This window comes from Lentzea guizhouensis (assembly GCF_001701025.1).
GTDB lineage: Bacteria > Actinomycetota > Actinomycetes > Mycobacteriales > Pseudonocardiaceae > Lentzea > Lentzea guizhouensis.
Genome location: NZ_CP016793.1, coordinates 2,594,564 through 2,613,864, shown reverse-complemented (window position 1 = coordinate 2,613,864; position 19,301 = coordinate 2,594,564). Strand labels below are relative to the sequence as shown.

Genomic DNA, 19,301 nt, shown 5'->3' with positions numbered 1-19,301 from the left:
TTCTGCATGTCTGCCGGTCTGTATACAGACATTAAGACCGCATCGCGGGCAGTGTCAAGACTCTGTATGCAGACTGCTCTAGACTGCAGGTATGACCAGCAGGTTCACCGACGCGCGACCGCTGCAAGTGCAGGTAGCCGACGACATCCGACTCAAGATCGAGAGTGGCGAGTGGCCGCCTGGCCGCAAGTTGCCGTCCTTCGACGAGCTCGCCACAGAGCACAAGTGCTCACTGGCGGTGATCCGCAAGGCGATAGACCTGCTGAAGCAGCAGGGTTTGATCGTGACCGTCCAGGGTAGCGGCACGTTTGTGCGGTCACGTCCGATGCTTCAGCGTCAGGGGATCGAGCGCTACTCACGTAGCCTCTGGCAGTCGGGAAAAACTGTATTGGTCGCTGCGCCGAAGGTCGCAGGCGTCGCAGCGAGCCAGAACATTCGTGCGCTTGAAGAGGTTCCTGCCCCGGAAGTTGTTGCAAGTCGATTGAATATCGCGGTAGGGACCCCGGTGTGGGTCCGACGGCGTACGACGGCGGTCGACGGTCGCCCGAACCAGCTCGCCGATAGTTATTACGAACTTGAGGTAGTTCGGGGGACCGCCATCATGGAGCGTGATACGGGTCCTGGTGGCGGTTTTGCGCGACTGGAGGAGGCGGGGTTCCGGTTGGCTGAAATTGCCGAGGAGATTTGCACCCGAATGCCGACCGGTCCGGAGTCGGTCGAGCTTCAGCTTCCGCCTGGTACTCCAGTTCTCGAACTCGTGCGTACAGTCTTCACGGACACGGGACGGCCTGTTGAGGTCATGATCTCCGTTATTGCAGGAGACACTGCAGCGTTCAGTTATCGATTCCCGATACCCGATTAAGGATGTCGATGCGCGCAACAATGGATAGTCAGCCGACGCCAGGGCGAGCCAGCGATGACTATGCGATGGTCGGCCTGAATTGGGCGGTCGTCCTTGATGGGGCCACTGCCCTCAAGCCTGCTGACAATGGATGCATCCATGGCGTTCCATGGGTTGTCCGTCGCATAGCCGGGCACCTCGCCCAGGCGCTTACCCTGGCTCCGCAGGTGCGGCTAGATGAAGCGCTAGCCGAAGCGATCGAACGCACATGTTCGGCACATAGGAACACGTGCGATTTGTCGAACCCCGATAGCCCATCTTCGACAGTCACGATATTGAGACGGCGAACCGACGAACTTGATTACCTTGTTCTCGGTGATTCGCCGTTGTTGCTCCGTCGAGATGGGCGGGTTGAAGCCATCCTTGACGAACGGATGGCCAATCTAACCGACTACTCATACGATGCAGTCATCGCCGTGCAGAACACTCCTGATGGCTATTATGTTGCCAACACTATGCCGGAGGCTGCATTTCAATCTGTACTAGGCACAGTGTCGGCGGATGCAGTTGATTCTGCGGCACTGCTGAGCGACGGTGCTAGTCGGCTGGTTGATGTCTTCGGAGACCTCAGCTGGGAGCAGCTCTTCAGTGTCCTTGTCGAGGAAGGCCCAGCAGACTTGATCGCACGCACCCGGCAAGCTGAGCGTGCAGGCGCTGAGGCGAGTGATGGCCGAACGCGAAAACATCACGACGATGCCACGGCGGTCCTCGTGAGTTTCGACGAAGGCTGAGCCGAGCTGCGTCATTGTTCGGGCTGAGGCGGCCTGTCTACACCAGCACGATGCGATCGGCTGTCATACCCTCTATGGGCTCGCGAGCCAGCTCCGCCCGCGCTTCCTATTGTTCAGCGGCGCTTCGGCATGGAGCGCTGTAGTGGGGTGATACGGGCGATCGGCCCAGGCGGGAGGATTGGAGTTGCTGCTGACACGCGACGCAAGGGGCCCTTGGGAGTTGAGTCGCCAAAGCATCCTTCTTCTCGGAAGGTCGATCCACCCCGGCCGGTGCTGATCAATCTGCGCAGGGTGTGGCCGGCTGCTGTGGTGCGCCGCGGCCAGATGGCCGGAGGTCTGGACGTGCTATCGACGTGCCCGGAGACTGCGGCTGTGGCGCCGTACCGCGACGGGGCATTGGCTGGCTACGTCCAGTTCACCGTGAGGGCGACCGACGGCGACGGCGGCACGCGCATGTGGCTGTGGGTTCATGCGTCCGCCCTGCGTCCCGACGACGGGGCGTCCCGTCGTCTCGTAACGCGGCTTGCGGTGTAGACGAAACGGTGAGGTGAGCGATTCGCAGCTGCCACCGGTGTTGGACAAGCTCAGCACACTTGAAGAAGCGGTCATTGACGCCGCCCGCCGAGGGACTTGGGCCCAACCTGCCGTCACACTGGCGGCTGCAGACCTTGTCGATGCTGAGGACTTAGAACTGCAAGTGCGGGCGGAGCTGATCCGCGAACTTCTTATGGGACGCCGCGGCGAACTCGATCCGCGCGGCGTACTCATCCGCGGTGTGCGGGTGATCGGCCGCTTGAATCTGGATCGCGTCACGGCGGTCACCGGCCTGGCGCTAGACGGCTGTGCGTTATCGGATGGAATTGAGTGTGAAGACGCGCGCCTCCACAGAATGAGCCTGGACCGCAGCGTTATCTCAGTCCTGCACGCCAACGGCATCCGCACCGACAACAATCTGTTGCTGCGCGGCGTTCGTATCACGGGTACCGGAGAAAACGGGGCCATCCGGCTGCTGGGCGCACACATCGGCGGCCAACTCAATCTCGACCGAGTCACCATCACCAACGCGACCGGACCCGTTCTGGTCGCCGACGGCATCCGCACCGGCGGCCACATGTTCCTGCGCGATGTGCACTTCACGGGCACTGGCGAAAACGGGGCCATCCGGCTGCTGGGCGCGGACATCGGCGGCCAACTCGACCTCGACCGAGCCACCATCACCAACACCGCCGGACCCGTTCTTGACGCTGAAGGCATCCGCGCCGGCGGCCACATGTTCCTGCGCGATGTGCACTTCACGGGCACTGGCGAAAACGGGGCCATCCGGCTGCTGGGCGCGGACATCGGCGGCCAACTCGACCTCGACCGAGCCACCATCACCAACACCGCCGGTCCCGCTCTGGTCGCCGACGGCATCCGCAGCGACAACACCATGTTCCTGCGCGATGTGCACTTCACGGGCACTGGCGAAAACGGGGCCATCCGGCTGCTGGGCGCGGACATCGGCGGCCAACTCGACCTCGACCGAGCCACCATCACCAACGCGACCGGACCCGTTCTGGTCGCCGACGGCATCCGCACCGGCGGCCACATGTTCCTGCGCGATGCGCACTTCACGGGCACTGGCGAAAACGGGGCCATCCGGCTGCTGGGCGCGGACATCAGCGGCCAACTCGACCTCGACCGAGCCACCATCACCAACACCGCCGGTCCCGCTCTGGTCGCCGACGGCATCCACATCGGCGACAATCTATTCTTGCGCGATGCGCACATCACCGCCACCGGCAAAAAGGGGGCCGTTTGGCTGGTGGGCGCGCGCGTCAGCGGCCAAGCTCACTTGACCAGTACACAGCTGATCAACGACACCGGTGCCTTGCTGGATCTCACGGAAGCACAGGTGGACCGGGGAATGTTTTTCTCCGTCGCGCTGGTGTGCCCGCGGTCCCGCAGTGAAGTCAGCGACCATCCCTGCATTGACGGAGCACGCCGCATGGCCGTGGGAGGGCTTGTATTTAAGCAGCTTCGGGACGTCACCTGGCGAGAGTGGCTGCATTTGCTGGTTCACCACACCTCCGGGTACCTGCCCCAGCCCTACCAGCAACTCGCCGCGGTGGAACGCGCTGCTGGGCACGATAACAACGCCCGCACCATCCTCATCACCCAGCAGCACGACCTACGCCGCCGCACTCCTGACGCGCTCGGTGGCACTCTCGCACGCGCACGCCACTGGCTATGGGGCTGGCTGGGTCGCTACGGCTACCGCGCTCATCGACTGGTCACCGCCCTTCTCATCGTCTTGGTCGTCGCCGGCGCCACCGGCTACACCGCAGGACAGATCACCACCCGACCAACCCACCACGCCGCCGAACGCGTCCAACCACCTACCACCCCCACCACCGCACCCGGTATCCCCTGCTCCACCGCCGAGCTCATAGGCCTCGGCATCGACCGCGGCCTGCCCGTCGGCGCCACCGGCCTGCGCGCCCGATGCGACCTCGACACCGCCACACGGTGGGGCCAAGCCTTCACCTATTTGCTTTGGGCCCTCCAAGCTCTCCTTTGGGCACTGGCCACCCTCACCATCGCCGCCTACACCGGCCTCATCCGCAAAAACGCTTGACGAGCCCTACCGACGCTGACAACCTCCGTCAACGTTCGCACCCCAAGTCGGTCTTGACATCATCGTGTGACATCAACGGCGGTGGACGGCTGTGAACTGACCTGGCGTGAAGGGAACCCTCGACAGCGTCGGTTGGCGGACACATCCAGGTCAACGAGGCAAACCATCTGATTTACACCCGAAGGCTTCTTCTCACTCCAGCTAGCTGCCGCCACGCCCCACTTTGAGCCCGTCGCTCGGTTCAGACCCCGGCTAGCACCGCCGGTACTGGCACCAGCCGCAGCATGCCCGGTGCTTCACCAGGTACTGCGGTCCTCAGACGGGGATCATCAACTGTCCATCCCATCGGCCATACACACTCGACAGATACTCTCGCAGCTACGGCTCTCCTCATCAATGCGATAGCGGCGAAGGTTGCTCCGTCGAACCGCGCGGCGAGGGCGAACGTCGCCTCGTTGAACCACGCGTCGCCGGTGAACGTCGCCCTGCTGAACCACGCGGCCCTGGTGAACGTCGCCTTGCTGAACCACGCGACCCTGGTGAACGTCGCCCCGTTGAACCACGCGTCGCCGGTGAACGTCGCTTCGCCGAAGTGCGCGTCGCCAGTGAACATCGCCTCGCTGAACCGCACGGCCCTGCTGAACGCCGCTTCGCCGAAGTGCGCGTCGCCAGTGAACGCCGCTTCGTCGAAGTGCGCGTTGCCGGTGAACGCCGCTTCGCCGAAGTGCGCGTCGCCAGTGAACATCGCCTTGCTGAACCGCACGGCCCTGCTGAACGCCGCTTCGCCGAAGTGCGCGTCGCCAGTGAACGCCGCTTCGTCGAAGTGCGCGTCGCCGGTGAACGCCGCTTCGTCGAAGTGCGCGTCGCTGGTGAACGTCACTCTGTTGAACTGCGCGGCCTCGATGAACGTCGTCCCGCCGAACATCGCGTCGCCGGTGAACGTCGCCTCGTTGAACCGCGCGTCGCTGGTGAACGTCGCCCCGTTGAATACCGTGATGCCGGTGAACGTCGCTTTGCTGAACCGCGCGTCGCCGGTGAACGTCGCCCCGTCGAACCACACGGCCCCGGTGAACGTCGCCTCGTTGAACCGCGCGGCGCTGGTGAACGTCGCCTCGTTGAACACTGCGGCGCTGGTGAACGTCGCCTCGCTGAACCACGCGGCCCCGGTGAACGTCGCCTCGCTGAACCATGCGGCGCCGGTGAATGTCGCCCTATCGAACCATGCAGCGCCGGAAAAGTGCACGTCGGTGAAGGTTGCTTGTCGCACGGTGAGGTTAGCGGCGTGGAAGTCGATGAGAGTGGCACCGGTGAGGTCGAGGTCATAGTCCTCGGCCCAGTATCGGGAATGGGCCAGCTGGTCGGCGGTCTTGTCGGAGCTGGGGCGGCATAGATGGGTGGTGAGGATGCGTTGGGCGGTGAGCCGGACCTCGCGTTCCTGCCGCAACTGCTCGGGCGGAACAGCCGGTGTAGGTGGCGTGAGGCTGATACGGCGTGCGGCCGCGGCGCGAGCGGCGACGCGGTCGGCCGCAGTGCTTCGGCGTGCGGCCGCGGACAGCCCGGTCCGGCGGGCGACAGGCCGCTCGGGTGGCGGGGTGTAGGGGCTGCGTAGGTAGGCGCAGATCACGTTGATCACGGTCTGGCGCTGGTCGGGATTGTCCTGGGCGACGCGTTCCAGCGCGTAGAGGCCGCCGTGGCGGACCGCGGCCTTGTCTGAGCCCAATTGCTCGACCGCCTTCAGGTAAAGCTCGGTGATCCGCCGCGCTGCGGCGTCGTGCGCGGTGTCGGCGGCGGCCTTGCGCTGCACGGCCAGGGTCAGTTCGGCCGCGCGTTGGCGGCGGGCGGCCAGTAGCAGCGCGGCGGCGCCGCCGGTGCCCACCAACAGCGTGGCCGCGGTCCGGATCGCGTCCAACCGGTCTCGCGGCTCGGTCCCGGAGAAGTTGACCAGCAGCAGCACTGCCGCGGTGACGCCCAAGCCCAGCAAGACGAGTGCGCCGAGCAGGATCGCCCGCGGTGTCAGCGCCGGCATCACCTCCGTCCCTGGGTCCGCTATAGGGCGGGGTGACGAAGCCGGGTGTCGGGACCGCAGCGCCCCGAGCACTGCCGCGGCGGTCAGCAACAGCACCGTGACCGGCACCATCCACCACCGGCCTAGCCACACCCACGCCGTAGACCACCAGGACCAGGATCGGGCCATCCACATCGCCATGCCCAGGCCCGCAGCGGCCAGCAGCCAGGCCAGCACTCCTAGCCCACGTCGTCCGGTCACTGCCTGTCGGACACGTGCCGCCCGCCCGGCAGGGCGATCAGTGGAGGATGAAGTTGCAGCAGTCGTCACGCACACGGCATCGTGAACTCACGCACTGTGTTACCTCCACGACCGGCCAACTCGCCCACCACCCTGCTCCTGCCTCGACGATCTAGGCTGACTACCCGGCTATCGCGCCAAGGAGCGCCTCTGTCCACGGCAGCTGTCCTGGGCGCAATTGGCGGGCGACCGCCGCTCGACGTCTACCTGCGTGTGATGGTTCATCGCTGAAAGATCTAGAGCTGTCCGGCTGCGCTCCGAACACCGGTTCGGTCCTATGCTCCCGTTTGGGCATACTTCGCGCAGGGCGGACACCAAACCCGCAGATGGCCCTACCATTAGGGGACACCGCAGGGGACACTGAGGGCAGAGAAATCCGCATCTGCCAGGCCTGACCAGTGAAAAGAGCCGCCATGACGACCACCCAAGTGCGCCGCCATGAAGAGACACATCCATGGCTCACCTTCGACCTTGCGCTCAAGAGGTTCAGCCCTAAAACGTGGCTTCTGCTGGGCGAGGCCACCTCGAAGATGGACCACATCGCCAACGTCAACCTTCGCCCGTTCGTTGCCCGCGAGCTCCACAAGCTCTTCCTCACCCGTGGCGTACAGGGAACCGTCGCCATTGAAGGCAACACGCTGTCTGAGGCAGAGGTTCGCCAGGCGGTTGACGGAGAGCTGGAACTCCCGCCCAGCCAGGAGTACCTGCACCGTGAGGTCAACAACGTGCTCGCCGGCTGCCATGCGATCGCCGACCGCGCCGCAGAAGAGGGCCGACAGCCCATCACTACTGATTGGATCTGCTGGCTCAATAAGCAGGTGCTCGCTGGCCTCGAATTGAAGGACGATGTCGTCGCTGGCGAAGTCCGCAGCCACAACGTCGGCGTGTTTCTCTACCGCGGCGCACCACACCAGGACTGTCTGCACCTGCTCGACCGCTTGTGCGACTGGTTGAACAGTGACGACTGGGCCGCCGAGAAAGAGTTCCGCGACTGCATGACCATCGTGAAAGCGATCGTCGCGCACCTCTACATCGCCTGGATCCACCCATTTGGCGACGGCAACGGCCGCACCGCCCGGCTGCTCGAGTTCCAGATCCTCATCGAGGGTGGCGTGCCCAGTCCCGCCGCGCATCTGCTGTCGAACCACTTCAACCGGACCCGCGACCAGTACTACCGGGAACTCGACAAGACCAGCCGGCAGGGACCGCCGTACCCGGTTGAGACGTTCGTCCACTACGCCGTGCAGGGCCTCGTCGACGGGCTTCGCGACCAGCTCCGCATGATCCGCGCTCAGCAAACGCTGGTCACATGGCAGAACTATGTTCACGAAGAACTGCCCGGCACCACCGAGACGGACGTGCGGCGTCGCGAGCTCATCCTCACGCTGCCCTCCGGAGAGTGGACGCCGCGAGCCGACATTCCGACGCTGTCGGTCGAACTGGCACGCATGTATGCCACCAAAACCGACAAGACGATCACCCGCGACATCAACGCGCTGGAAGAGCTGGAGCTGCTGGTTAAGGGCGGCCGGCGCGGCGTGCGGGCGAATATTGAGTTGATCCGCGCGTTCCTTCCGCTCCGTCTCCAGCCGAACGACTAGGTCGCACAGCAGACGGGCCCCGAACCAGCCGGTTCGGGGACCGTCTGCTGTGCGCCGACGGGCACGATCATCCCGAGTGGACCTATCAGTCTCACAGCCAGTCTCATTCGCGCGCATTCGGCAGCGTTCAGCGCTGGACCGTTCAACCTCGTTGACCAGGAACGAGTACGCACGCAGACGCACTCGAACAGCCATGCCAACACCTTGAAAGCAGGAGCTTCGCGGGCTAGGTCACGTCCCGGCGCTTAGGTTCGCCTCATCGCCGGACGTCGCGTTTCAGCGGTCGGCGTGGGACCCACCTAAACGACCTTGAGGTCCGCGTACACATGTACACGCGCCGGCAACCGTGGCGGACCTTGTGGTTGTAGCAGAGCGACAACCTTGAGCGACCGTATAAAGGTGACCGTCTCCGAACCTGCTCAGTCCCGTCTGCGCCGTTCCCGCGAGCGACTACGTCGTCCGGTCTCAACACGGAGGAACCGACGAGAGTTGCCAGGAACGTCTTGGCGGGCACTGCTATTGATCGTCACGCCGGTGATCGTCATGACCACACTGGCGGTGTTGGTGTTCGTGCTGGTGTTGAACACCGCCTCGTCGACAGAGCGGCTCGATCTGATCCGCACGGCGTTGGCGGTCGGAGCGGGAACCGGTGCGGTGATGACCCTCGTGCTTGCGTGGCGGCGGCAGTGGGCCACTGAGCACGACGCCGCTGAACGTCGCCTCACCGAGTTGTACATGAAAGCAGTGGAACAGCTGGGGTCCGACAAGCCTGCAGTACGACATGGCGCAATGTACGCGCTGGAAAGAGTTGCCCAAGACAACCCCGATCACCGACAGACCGTGGTCAACGTGATCTGCGCTTATCTGCGCGCGCCTTTCACGCCACCACCCGATAAAACGGGGGTCCGCAAACCACGAGGGCTTAGCGGGTCGTTGCGGGCCACACCGGCTCGCCGTGTCGCCGCTACTGCGGCGGCTGCCCGTCGCGCGGCAACTACGCCGCCGCCCATCGCCGCCGTCCGGGACGAGGACCGACGCCAGGAACGCGAGGTCCGTCTTACCGCCCAACGCATCCTGACTCGCCACCTACGTCCGGGTGACCCCCTTCGACGTCCCGCCCGGTCTTTTTGGGACGACATCGACCTCGACCTCAAAAGCGCACTACTCATCGACTTCGACCTCGGCGGCTGCAAGGCACGCACGACCCGGTTCGATGGCGCAACCTTCAACGGGAACACCTACTTCCGCGGCGCGACCTTTTGGACCACCTCGTTCAGCGACGCGACCTTTACCGGGACCACCTCGTTCAGCGACGCGACCTTCATCAAGAGCGCCTGGTTAAACGGCGCGACCTTCATCGATTACGCCTGGTTTAACGGCGCGACCTTCATCGGCGACGTCTGGTTCGGCGACGCGACCTTCACCGGCGACGTCTGGTTCGGCGACGCGACCTTCACCGGCGACGTCTGGTTCGGCGACGCGACCTTCACCGGCGACGTCTGGTTCAGCGGCGCGACCTTCACCGGGGCCGCCAGGTTCAGCGGCGCAACCTTCACCAGAAACGCCTCGTTCCGCGACGCGCGGTTCGCCGATCCGCCTGTCATGTCGGGAGCATCGATGCGCGATCAAGAGCGCCCTTTCCACATGGACTGGCCTAGTGGATGGACCACACATGAGGTTTCTGTCGGCGGAGGCGGCGAAGAGATCAGGCTTGTTCCAGTTCCAGTAGTGCTGTCTGCCGACTAAGCCACACGATGCGTGCCGACTGGGAGAAACCTGGGAGAACAACCTCCGATAGAGGGCTTCCAGCACCCATGCAGTCCAACGGCAACCAACGGCTCTACCAGCAGGTATGCACGCCGCAGCAGGCCAGCGGTGCCGCCGGACTTAGTTCGGGACGAAGAGGTCACAGGTTCAAATCCTGTCACCCCGATTGAGAATCGGGCCTGGTTCCATCATGCGATGGTGCCAGGCCCGATTTTTGTTTGTCCACAAGATGATTCCGCCGCTATTGCCGACGTGCGAGCAGCCCGGCCGCGGTCACCTCACCGCTGCGCCGCACCGCGTCGGCGAAGTCGATGCACATGGCCGCCAGGCTCGGGTCCGCCGCATACGCGGAGAGCAACGCCTGCGGGGGCCGGCTCGCCGGCCACGCCGCCACCGCCGTCAGCATGACGGTCTGCACCAGGGCGCCCGCGTCCTCGGCGCCGAGTTCGGGCAGGTGCCGGCGGACCAGCTGGACCAAGGCACTCAGCGACTCCCGGATCGTCCGCTTGTGCCGGATCGCCGTCTCCACCGAGATGTTGCGCTCCAGCACGGTCGCCTGCGAGGCGACCAGGTCGCACAGCATGGGTCGCGCGGCCAGTGAGTCGGCGAAGAGTGCGGCCAGCCGGTCGCCGCGCTCCCGTGCGGAGCCGTCCGGTGTGGGAGCGGACTCCAGTTCCGTGATGCACTCCGCCATCTGTGCCTCCAGCAGCTCCAGCAGCACCGCCTCGCGCGAGTCGAAGTAGCGCAGCACGTTCGCCTTGGCCAGGCGCACCCGCCGGCTCAGCGCGGTGAGGCTCAGCTCGGCCACCGGCATCTCGGTGAGCATCGCGGCCGCGGCGTCGAGGATCTGCCGCCGCCGTTCGGTGCGCTGCTCGTCGGTGCGCGCTCGCTGGAAGGTCACGTGTCCCATGTTACAGACCGGCGGTACTTTACTAAGAGACCGACGGTACGTTAGCGTGGAGCCATAACGGACCGTCGGTACGTAAAGGGGTTGGCCATGTACGAGGTTCCTGACCAGCACGGCAAGCGCGTCGTCGTCACCGGGGCGAACAGCGGCACCGGCAAGGAGGCGGCCAAGCGGCTCGCCGCGGCCGGGGCCGAGGTGGTGCTCGCGGTGCGCACCGGGGCCAAGGGTGAGCAGGCGAAGGCGGAGATCCTGGCCGCGCATCCTGAGGCTGTGCTGGAGGTCCGCCGGCTCGACCTCGCCGACCAGGCCTCGGTGCGCGAGTTCGCCGACGGGCTGATCTCCGACGGCACCGCGCTGGACGTCCTCGTCAACAACGCCGGTGTGATGAACGTGCCCGCGCGCACGGAGACGGTGGACGGCTTCGAGCTCCAACTGGCCAGCAACTTCCTCGGCCCGTTCGCCCTCACGGCCCGGCTGCTGCCGTTGCTGCTGAAAGCTCCCGCGGCCAGGGTCGTCACCATGAGCAGCGGCGCCGCGACCGGTGGCCGGATCGACTTCGCCGACCTGCAGTCGAGCCGGCGGTACAGCCCGATGCGCGCCTACGCGCAGACCAAGCTCGCCGACCTGCTGATGACGCTGCACCTGGCCGACCTCGCGGTCGAGCGCGGCTGGCCGTTGCTGTCGGTCGGTGCGCACCCCGGCTACACCCGCACGAACCTGATGGTCTCCGGTCCGCACCTCAACGGCGGCCGGCCGGGGCTGCTCGAGTCCATCGGGTACCGGGTCGTCCCCTCGCAGGACGCCGTCCAGGGCACCGAGCCGCTCCTGTACGCGGCGGCCGACCCCGGTGCGGTCCAGGGCGGCTACTACGGGCCCCGCTGGGCGCTCGTCGGGCCGACCAGGCCTGTGCGGGTGCCGCGGCGCGCGCGCGACAAGGCGGTCGCCGCGCGGTTGTGGGCCGAGGCCGAGCGCCTGACCGGAACGTCTGTGTGAACCGAAGGGTCGAAGGTCCCGAGCGGGCCGGAAAAGGGCATCGATCCACGCCTGAGAATCACACGATCGGGGGACCCCTATCGACACGAGCGGCGGCACGCGCGACGGTGGCTGTAGGCACGCAGCGCCATCATTCAGGGTCAAATAATACAGAACAGTGACGTAGTGTTAACCCTTACGAGTGAAGGTTGAAGCTTCAAGTCACGGTACGTAACAGGCACCGAGATCATCTCGACAAGACGGGCGTGCGTTCGGCACCAGATGAATTGATCGGGAGACGTTCATGAACTCCGCAACCGCCGCCAAGCAGGTTCACCGTTCGTGGCTCGTCATAGCCGCGAAGACGATCGTCGTCCTGCAGTCGCTCGCGATCGTCTACACGCTCACGTCGGTCTGGGTGACGCTCGCGGTCGCCGCCGCGTTCCTCGTCGTGATCACCGCGGTCAAGGCGCTCAGCCGGGCCTCGAAGCAGGTCGACCGGATCTTCGAGGAGGAGCTGGGTCAGTAGGACCGGCGCCCGGCTGCGCCACCGCTAGCTGAGGAAGCCCCGCGCGGGCAGACCCTCCGGGAACCGCTCCAGCGCATCACCCGCTGCAGCGGCCAGGGCCTCCAGAGCAGAGGTCTCCGACTCGGACGCCGTGTGCGGCACCGCCCAGTAGCACCCGATCGCCCCGATGGCCAGCGGCCTCAGGATCGGGGCCATCACCAGGCTCCGCACGAACGTCGGCCGGTACGCCTCCTGCGGGATCCGTTCGTCGAACCGGATGTCCTTGATGGCGACGGTCTTGCGGTTGAACATCGCCCAGCCGCTGATGCAGTTCACCGCGGGGAAGCGCTGGCCCTTCCACAACGGGCTCATCGAGTCCTCGTCCGCGTAGTAGCAGAGGTCGCCGTCCAGCAGCACGAGCGTCGCGCCGTGGGCACTCAGCAGCGAACGGGCCGTGGTGCGCACGATCCGTTGCACTTCCTCCAGCGTGTCTGCCGCGTCGAGCCGCTCCGCTGTATCGGGCATCCACAAACGTTAACTCGCGAAGAGCCGCACACCTAGGGATTCCAGGGGTGCGCGAAACCCTTCCGCGCACCCCTGATCAGCTACGCCGATGTCGGGTCGTAGATCTGCTTCAACGTGAACGCCTCCGATGTCGGCCCGTGCGCGCGCAGGTGCACCAACCGTTCTTCGGCCTCCGTGATGGACGGCCGGTGTCCGGCAGGCACCCACCACAACGCCGTCATCGCCTCGGCCGGGGCGTGGAACCACTGCCGCCGCCCGCGCAGCACCGCGCGATGGGCCTCGCCGTAGACGTAGTCGAGCAACGCCTGCGGCGACTCCCACACCGACATGTTCACGATCAGCCAGTCGTCGTCGAAGACCCGCAACGCCGTGGCGTTGCCGTCCTCGTTCTGCAGCCGCCAGCGGAAGCCCGGTGCGGTGTCCGCGACCGCGTTCACCGGGTCGAGCGCCGCCACGAACTCCGCCAGCTGCGGGCTGTCCAGCGGTGCGAGCAGCCGCGAGATGTTGACCTGGGCCAGTTCGAGGTTCACCGGCGGTTCCTCGGCACGTGCCCCTGCGCGATCGACTGCTGGTGCTTCGCCGCGATCCACTGCTTCACCGCCGGCCGCGTCGCGAGCACCAGGCTGGTCACGCACACGACCAGCAGCGCGAACGAACCCAGCGACGGCAGCAGCTCCGCCAGCCCGCGCCGCACCGAGCGGACCAGCGCCACGAGCAGCACCAACGCGGTGAAGGTGCCTGCCATCTGCGCGGCCGCGGTGTTCGGGAAGTGCGGGTGGTTGACCGACAGCGCCGCCAGCGCGTTCAACGCGCCGAACCCGCCGATGATCACCGCGAGCACGATGCCGATGACCAGCGTGCTGCCGGACATCAGGAAGCTCACGACGACGAACGCCGCGAGCACGAACATCGCGACGGCGAACACCCAGTTCAGCACGGCCAGCAGGGTCAGCTGGGCGGGCTTCGGCGGGAGCCACGGGCCCTGCTGGTGGACGTGCTGCTGGCGGACGTGCTGCTGGTGGTGGCCCGGCTGCTGCGGGTGGCCCGGCGGCGGATACCCCGGTTGCCGGTGTTGCGGTTGCGAGTGCTGCGGGTACTGCTGTTGGTACGGCGGCCGCGGTGGTGGCGGCCCTCCCCACTGTGGTGGTTGTGTCATCTCGGATCCCCCTAGAACCGCCTGTGACTCTAGTGTTGCGTTGTGACGACGCACCCTGCTCCAGAGGTTCCGGACCAGCTCTTCGACGACCCCGCCGCGGAGACCACGTGGCGTGAACGGTTCACCGCACCCCGGATGAGCCTGCCCGGCTGGGCCGACGACGCACCCGACCGCACGCTCTACATCTCCAACGCCGGTGGGGTGTGGGAGATCTACGCGTGGGACCGGGCCACCGACGAGCACCGCAAGGTCACCGACCGCCCGAACGGCACGTCACACGGCACGCTGAACCCGGACGGCACCGAGATCTGGTGGTTCGACGACCACGACGGCGACGAGTTCGGCGTCTGGGTGCGCGAACCGTTCCACGCCGACGGCAGCAAGGCGGAGCCCGCGGTCCGGGACGTCACCGCCGGCTACCCGGCCGGTCTGGAGATCGGCCACGAGGTCACGGCCGTCGCCGCCTCGACCGACGACGGCACCACGGTCTGGCTCGCCCGCGGCGACCGCACCGAGGTGATCTACCAGAACGAGAACGACGCCGGCGTCACCGCGCTCGCCAAGGACGAGTCGCTCGTCGCCATCGCGCACTCCGAACACGGCGACAACCGCCACATGGCCCTGCGCGTGCTGGCCACCGCCGACGGCTCGGTCGTCGCCGAGAAGTGGGACGGCAAGGGCAAGGGCCTCGACGCCATCTCGTTCAGCCCGGTCCGCGGCGACCAGCGGCTCCTCGTGCTGCACGAGCGCCGCGGCCGCGAGGAGCTCCTGATCTGGGACGTCGCCGCCGACACCGAACGCGAGATCGTCCTCGACCTGCCCGGCGAGGTCGCCGCCGACTGGTACCCGGACGCCTCCGCGTTGCTGATCGTCCACACCCACCACGCCCGCAACACCGTGCACCGCTACGACCTCACCACCGGCGAGCTGTCCACTCTGGACACCGCACCCGGCGTGATCGGCTCGGCCGGCGTCCGCCCCGACGGCACCGTCGAGTACTCCTGGTCCTCCGCCTCGAACTCGACCGTGATCCGCGCCCTGGCCACCGACGGCACCGAACGCGTCCTCGTCGAACCCGCCGGCGCCCGCCCGGCGACGTCGCTGCCGCTGGAGGACGTCTTCGTCGGCGACGTGCACGCCCTGGTCTCCCGCCCGGCGGGCGAGGGGCCGTTCCCGACCGTCTTCATGATCCACGGCGGCCCGCACTCCTCCGACGAGGACCGCTTCTCCGCCTACCGCGCCGTCTGGCTCGACGCGGGCTTCGCCACCGTCCACGTCAACTACCGCGGCTCCTCGGGCTACGGCTCCCGGTGGCGCGACGCCATCGAGGGCCGCCCCGGCCTCACCGAACTGGAAGACATCGCCGCCGTCCACGACTGGGCCGTCGACTCCGGCCTCACCGACCCCGCGCGCGTCGTCCTGAACGGCGGCTCCTGGGGCGGCTACCTGACCCTGCTCGGCATCGGCACCCAGCCCGACCGCTGGGCCGTCGGCATCGCGGCCGTCCCGGTCGCCGACTACCTCGCCGCCTACGAGGACGAGATGGAACCGCTGCGCGCCTTCGACCGCGCACTCTTCGGCGGCTCCCCGGACGAACTGCCCGACCTCTACCGCGAGTGCTCGCCGCTCACCTACGTCGACCAGGTCACCGCCCCGGTCCTGATCCTCGCGGGCGAGAACGACCCCCGCTGCCCGATCCGGCAGATCGACAACTACCTGGACGCGCTGGCGGAGCGCGGCCACACCTACGAGATGTACCGGTACGACGCGGGACACGGGTCTCTGGTGGTCGCGGAGACGATGCGGCAGACGGCGGCGGAGGTGGACTTCGCTCGCCGCCACCTGGCGCGCTAGCCCGGTGCGGGGGCCTTCGCACGACGATGGGAAGGCCCCCGCCTGAGCGGAAAACCGCCTTGCCAGCAGGGCGACGATGAGGGGGTGAACCTCGCCCCCTTCCGCACCGTCCTCGCCCTGCCCGGCGTCCGCTCCCTGATGCTGCTGGTGCTGCTCGCGCGGATCGCCCCGACGGCGGCGGGGGTGACGGTGACGCTGCACGTCGTCACCTCGCTCGACAAGGGGTACGCGGCGGCGGGCACGGTCGGGTTCGCGACGATGGTCGGCATCGGGCTCGGTTCGCCGCTGATGGGGCGCTTGATCGACCTGAAAGGCCTGCGGATCACGCTCGTCGTGAGCGCGGTGGTCGAGGGCGCGTTCTGGGTGACGGCGCCGTTGATGAGCTACTACCTGTTGCTGCCGCTGGCGTTCGCCAACGGGTTGTTCTCGGTGCCGGTGATGTCGATCGGCAGGCAGGCGCTCACGGCGCTGGTGCCGGTGGCGCAGCGCAGGCCCGCGTTCTCGCTGGACTCGATCTCGGTCGAGCTGTCGTTCATGGTCGGGCCGGCGGCGGGTGTGCTGCTGGCGACGAAGATCTCCACCGGCGCGGCGCTCGTGTCCATCGGGGTGGCGATCGTGCTCGCGTGCGTGCTGCTGTACGTGGTGAACCCGCCGTTGGTGAACGAGGACGAGGTCACGGAGGAACCCGCACCGCGCTGGCAGGAGTGGTTGCGGGGGCCGATGATCGCGGCGTTGATCATCCCGTTCGGGGCCACGATGGTGTTGTCGGGCATGGAGCTCGCGGCGATCGCGAGCCTGGAGCACGCGGGCAGGCAGAGCTGGCTCGGCGTGATCTTCGTGGTGATGTGCGCGGCGTCGGCGTTCGGCGGGCTCGTCTACGGCGGGCTGAAGCGGGTGCCGGGCGGGGTCGTGTTGCTGGCCGGCATGGCGTTGCTGGAGATTCCGGTCGGGTTGGGGGACGGCAACGTGGCGTTGCTGGCGCTGGCGTTGATCCCGATGAACCTGTTGTGCGCGCCCACGATCGCCGCCTCGAGCGAGCAGGTCAGCAGGCTCGCGCCCGCGTCGGCACGGGGGATGGCGCTCGGGTTGCAGGGCTCGGCGTTCACGTTCGGGGTCGCGGCGGGGCAACCGCTCGCGGGCCTCGCCGTGGACAGCGGCGGGCCCGCGCTCGGCTTCGTCGTCGCGGGGGTGGCGGGGCTCGCGGTCGCGGGCGTCGGCTACCTGCTGAGCAGGCAACGCCAGCCCGAGCCTCAGGCCGTCTCGGTCACGTCCTGAGCGGAGTTCGCCAGCGCCAGCCCCGTCCGCAGCGCACCGACGGCTTCGGACACGGCCTCGCGGAAGATGCCGCCCACGCCGAGCACGTTCGCGAAGCCGTGGAACAACCCCTCGTGCCGCCGCAGCACCACCGGCACGCCCTCGGCGGCCAGGCGTTCGGCGAAGGCCTCGCCCTCGTCGCGCAACGGGTCGTAGCCCGCCGTCGCGATGTAGGTCGGCGGCAGGCCGGACAGGTCCTCGGCCAGCATGATCGACAGGCGTGGGTCGTTGCGGGCCTCGCCGCCGGCGGCGTACTGGTCGAGGAACCAGTCCATCTTCTCGTCGGTCAGGAAGAACCCGTTGCCGAAGATCTCCCGCGACCGCCGCCGCACGGACGCGTCCACACCGGGGTAGAAGAGCAGCAGGAACGCCACGTCGACCTCGGCGGCGTGCGCGGTCACCGCGGCCAGGTTGCCGCCCGCGCTGTCGCCGCCCAGCGCGATCCGGCGCGGGTCGACGCCCAGGTCCTCCGCCTTGGCCACGGCGTAGCGCAGCACCTCGGCCGCGTCGTCGGCCGCCGCGGGGAACGGGTACTCGGGCGCGAGCCGGTAGTCCGCCGCCAGCACCCGCACGCCGGCTTCACGGGCGAGGAACCGGCACAGGTTGTCGTGGCTCTCCAGGCTGCCGGTCACCCAGCCGCCACCGTGGTAGAAGATCAACAACGCCGAGCCGGGAGCCAGGCCGGCGGGCGTGTACAGCCGGCCCGCGAACTCCCCGATCGTGAGCTCGCGCGCACCCACCCCGGTGATCGCCGGGCCGGACACGAGCTTCGAACTCAACTCCAGGTCTAGTCGGCTCTCCGATGCTGTCCGAGTGCGCCACCCGGTTCCCGACAGCTGCTGGAGTCGCAGCAGCAGCTGGGCCTCCGGGTGCAGGTCCTGACCGTCCAGGCGGATCGGGGTGCCGGCGATCAGGCGGCGCACGGGACCGGGCAGACCGAACGCGAAGCGCAGAGCGCCGGCGAGCAGGCCGGCCTGGAAGTTCGACATGTGGTGCACGTTACTAGCGAGTAGTGCTGGATCTCCAGGTATCTGGAGGTGGAAGGATCGACGTCATGACGGTGACGGTGGTGGGCATCGGCGGCTCGATCAGGTCCGACTCGCAGTCCGAGCGGGCGCTGCGGGTCGCGCTCGAGGGTGCTCGCGAGCTCGGCGCGCAGACCATCCAGTACAGCGGCCCCGAGCTGGTGTTGCCGTTCTACGACCCGTCCGTGCCGGAACGCACGGAGGTCGCGCTGAAGATGGTCGAGGACCTCCGCAGGGCCGACGGCGTGATCCTCGTCTCGCCCGGCTACCACGGCACGGTCTCCGGTCTGGTCAAGAACGCCCTCGACTACATCGAGGACCTCCGCGACGACGAGCGCCCCTACCTCGACGGCCGCGCGGTCGGCACGATCACCGCCGCCTACGGGTGGCAGGCCGCCGTCAACACGCTCGCCGCGGTCCGCTCGATCGTGCACGCACTGCGCGGCTGGCCGACGCCGCTGGGTGCCGCGATCAACTCCGCGCAGGTCAAGTTCGACGGTGACGGCTCCTGCTCGGACGCCGACGTCGACAGGAACCTGCGGGTCATCGGCCGTCAGGTGGTCGAGTTCGCCCTGCGCCAGGCGTCTCATCTGGACGTGAGCTGAGTCACGACCGGGCAGATAAGTCGCGCACGATGCGTTCTCCTCGGTGGAAGGCAACACCACTGACTCGAGGGAGAGCGGAATGGAAGCGCTGTACACGGCTGAGGCGACTGCTTATGGCGAAGGCCGCAACGGCGAGGTGCGTTCCTCCGACGGTGTGATCGACGAGGTGCTGTCGGTCCCCAAGGAGATGGGCGGTCCCGGCGGTGACGCGACCAACCCCGAGCAGCTCTTCGCGGCCGGGTACTCGGCGTGCTTCAACTCCGCCATCGCAGCCGTCGCGCGCGCCGGGAAGATTCAAGTCGCGTCCTCCGAGGTAACCGCCAAGGTGGGGATCGGGTCCAACGGGGCCGGCGGCTTCCAGCTCGCCGTCGAGCTCGCGGTCAAGATCCCCGGACTCGACCAGGCGGTCGCGGAGAAGCTCGTCGAGCAGGCCCACCAGGTCTGCCCGTACTCCAACGCGACGCGCGGCAACATCGAGGTGGCGCTCACCGTCACCGTCTGAGGAGGCGCGTA

Annotated in this window: 17 protein-coding genes; 11 read left to right on the top strand and 6 right to left on the bottom strand. The window is 67.2% G+C overall.

Annotated features, from left to right (window positions below; genetic code table 11):
- Positions 1-91: 91 nt before the first annotated feature.
- The 3 genes from BBK82_RS47475 (at position 92) to BBK82_RS13070 (ending at position 4,249) form a co-directional block, all read left to right on the top strand.
- Positions 92-862: a GntR family transcriptional regulator gene (locus tag BBK82_RS47475; RefSeq protein WP_179953769.1), complete on the top strand. Its 771-nt coding sequence runs from the start codon at positions 92-94 to the stop codon at positions 860-862.
- 8 nt (positions 863-870) lie between these two features.
- Complete coding sequence (locus BBK82_RS47470) at positions 871-1,632, top strand: protein phosphatase 2C domain-containing protein (RefSeq protein WP_071812854.1); 762 nt, start codon at positions 871-873, stop codon at positions 1,630-1,632.
- A gap of 571 nt (positions 1,633-2,203) precedes the next feature.
- Positions 2,204-4,249 (top strand): translocation/assembly module TamB domain-containing protein, encoded by a 2,046-nt coding sequence (locus BBK82_RS13070; protein ID WP_154697278.1) that lies wholly within the window; start codon positions 2,204-2,206, stop codon positions 4,247-4,249.
- Positions 4,250-4,490: 241 nt separating this feature from the next.
- On the opposite strand, the gene BBK82_RS50155 is transcribed toward BBK82_RS13070, so the two are convergent.
- Positions 4,491-6,275 carry a pentapeptide repeat-containing protein gene (locus BBK82_RS50155; protein ID WP_154697277.1) on the bottom strand — a complete coding sequence of 595 codons (1,785 nt, stop codon included), beginning with the start codon at positions 6,273-6,275 and terminating at the stop codon, positions 4,491-4,493.
- Between the two features lie 692 nt (positions 6,276-6,967).
- On the opposite strand from BBK82_RS50155, the gene BBK82_RS13060 reads away from it, so the two are divergent.
- Both BBK82_RS13060 and BBK82_RS47465 read left to right on the top strand, forming a co-directional pair.
- Complete coding sequence (locus BBK82_RS13060; protein WP_065915262.1) at positions 6,968-8,155, top strand: Fic family protein; 1,188 nt, start codon at positions 6,968-6,970, stop codon at positions 8,153-8,155.
- Between the two features lie 543 nt (positions 8,156-8,698).
- Positions 8,699-9,901, top strand: coding sequence for a pentapeptide repeat-containing protein (locus BBK82_RS47465; RefSeq protein ID WP_237048389.1), 1,203 nt, complete (start codon positions 8,699-8,701; stop codon positions 9,899-9,901).
- Positions 9,902-10,163: 262 nt separating this feature from the next.
- On the opposite strand, the gene BBK82_RS13050 is transcribed toward BBK82_RS47465, so the two are convergent.
- Positions 10,164-10,823, bottom strand: a complete 660-nt coding sequence (locus tag BBK82_RS13050; RefSeq protein ID WP_218920611.1) for a TetR/AcrR family transcriptional regulator — start codon at positions 10,821-10,823, stop codon at positions 10,164-10,166.
- Between the two features lie 96 nt (positions 10,824-10,919).
- Here BBK82_RS13050 and BBK82_RS13045 point away from each other — a divergent pair, with 96 nt between their 5' ends.
- Complete coding sequence (locus BBK82_RS13045; RefSeq protein ID WP_065921023.1) at positions 10,920-11,822, top strand: SDR family oxidoreductase; 903 nt, start codon at positions 10,920-10,922, stop codon at positions 11,820-11,822.
- A 283-nt stretch (positions 11,823-12,105) separates the two neighbouring features.
- The gene (locus BBK82_RS13040; protein WP_065915259.1) at positions 12,106-12,330 is read left to right on the top strand and encodes a hypothetical protein; all 225 of its coding nucleotides are present in this window, start codon (positions 12,106-12,108) and stop codon (positions 12,328-12,330) included.
- A 24-nt stretch (positions 12,331-12,354) separates the two neighbouring features.
- Here BBK82_RS13040 and BBK82_RS13035 read toward each other — a convergent pair whose 3' ends face one another.
- From BBK82_RS13035 to BBK82_RS13025, 3 genes are all read right to left on the bottom strand, one after another.
- On the bottom strand, positions 12,355-12,834 hold the full coding sequence (locus BBK82_RS13035) for a GAF domain-containing protein (protein WP_083268787.1): 480 nt from the start codon (positions 12,832-12,834) through the stop codon (positions 12,355-12,357).
- A gap of 80 nt (positions 12,835-12,914) precedes the next feature.
- Complete coding sequence (locus BBK82_RS13030; RefSeq protein ID WP_065915257.1) at positions 12,915-13,364, bottom strand: DUF3291 domain-containing protein; 450 nt, start codon at positions 13,362-13,364, stop codon at positions 12,915-12,917.
- On the bottom strand, positions 13,361-13,990 hold the full coding sequence (locus tag BBK82_RS13025) for a hypothetical protein (protein ID WP_154697275.1): 630 nt from the start codon (positions 13,988-13,990) through the stop codon (positions 13,361-13,363). Before BBK82_RS13025 ends, BBK82_RS13030 begins: the two co-directional genes overlap by 4 nt.
- A gap of 42 nt (positions 13,991-14,032) precedes the next feature.
- Between BBK82_RS13025 and BBK82_RS13020 the strand changes: the two genes are divergently transcribed.
- Together BBK82_RS13020 and BBK82_RS13015 are read left to right on the top strand one after the other, a co-directional pair.
- Positions 14,033-15,844 (top strand): prolyl oligopeptidase family serine peptidase, encoded by a 1,812-nt coding sequence (locus tag BBK82_RS13020; protein ID WP_065915255.1) that lies wholly within the window; start codon positions 14,033-14,035, stop codon positions 15,842-15,844.
- 84 nt (positions 15,845-15,928) lie between these two features.
- Complete coding sequence (locus BBK82_RS13015) at positions 15,929-17,119, top strand: MFS transporter (RefSeq protein WP_065915254.1); 1,191 nt, start codon at positions 15,929-15,931, stop codon at positions 17,117-17,119.
- Here the strand turns inward: BBK82_RS13015 and BBK82_RS13010 are convergent.
- Positions 17,095-18,147, bottom strand: a complete 1,053-nt coding sequence (locus tag BBK82_RS13010; protein ID WP_065915253.1) for an alpha/beta hydrolase — start codon at positions 18,145-18,147, stop codon at positions 17,095-17,097. The two genes, BBK82_RS13015 and BBK82_RS13010, sit on opposite strands and share 25 nt — an antisense overlap.
- A gap of 65 nt (positions 18,148-18,212) precedes the next feature.
- Between BBK82_RS13010 and BBK82_RS13005 the strand changes: the two genes are divergently transcribed.
- Positions 18,213-18,788 carry an NADPH-dependent FMN reductase gene (locus tag BBK82_RS13005; protein ID WP_065915252.1) on the top strand — a complete coding sequence of 192 codons (576 nt, stop codon included), beginning with the start codon at positions 18,213-18,215 and terminating at the stop codon, positions 18,786-18,788.
- Positions 18,789-18,867: 79 nt separating this feature from the next.
- The gene (locus tag BBK82_RS13000) at positions 18,868-19,290 is read left to right on the top strand and encodes an organic hydroperoxide resistance protein (RefSeq protein WP_065915251.1); all 423 of its coding nucleotides are present in this window, start codon (positions 18,868-18,870) and stop codon (positions 19,288-19,290) included.
- Positions 19,291-19,301: the final 11 nt, after the last annotated feature.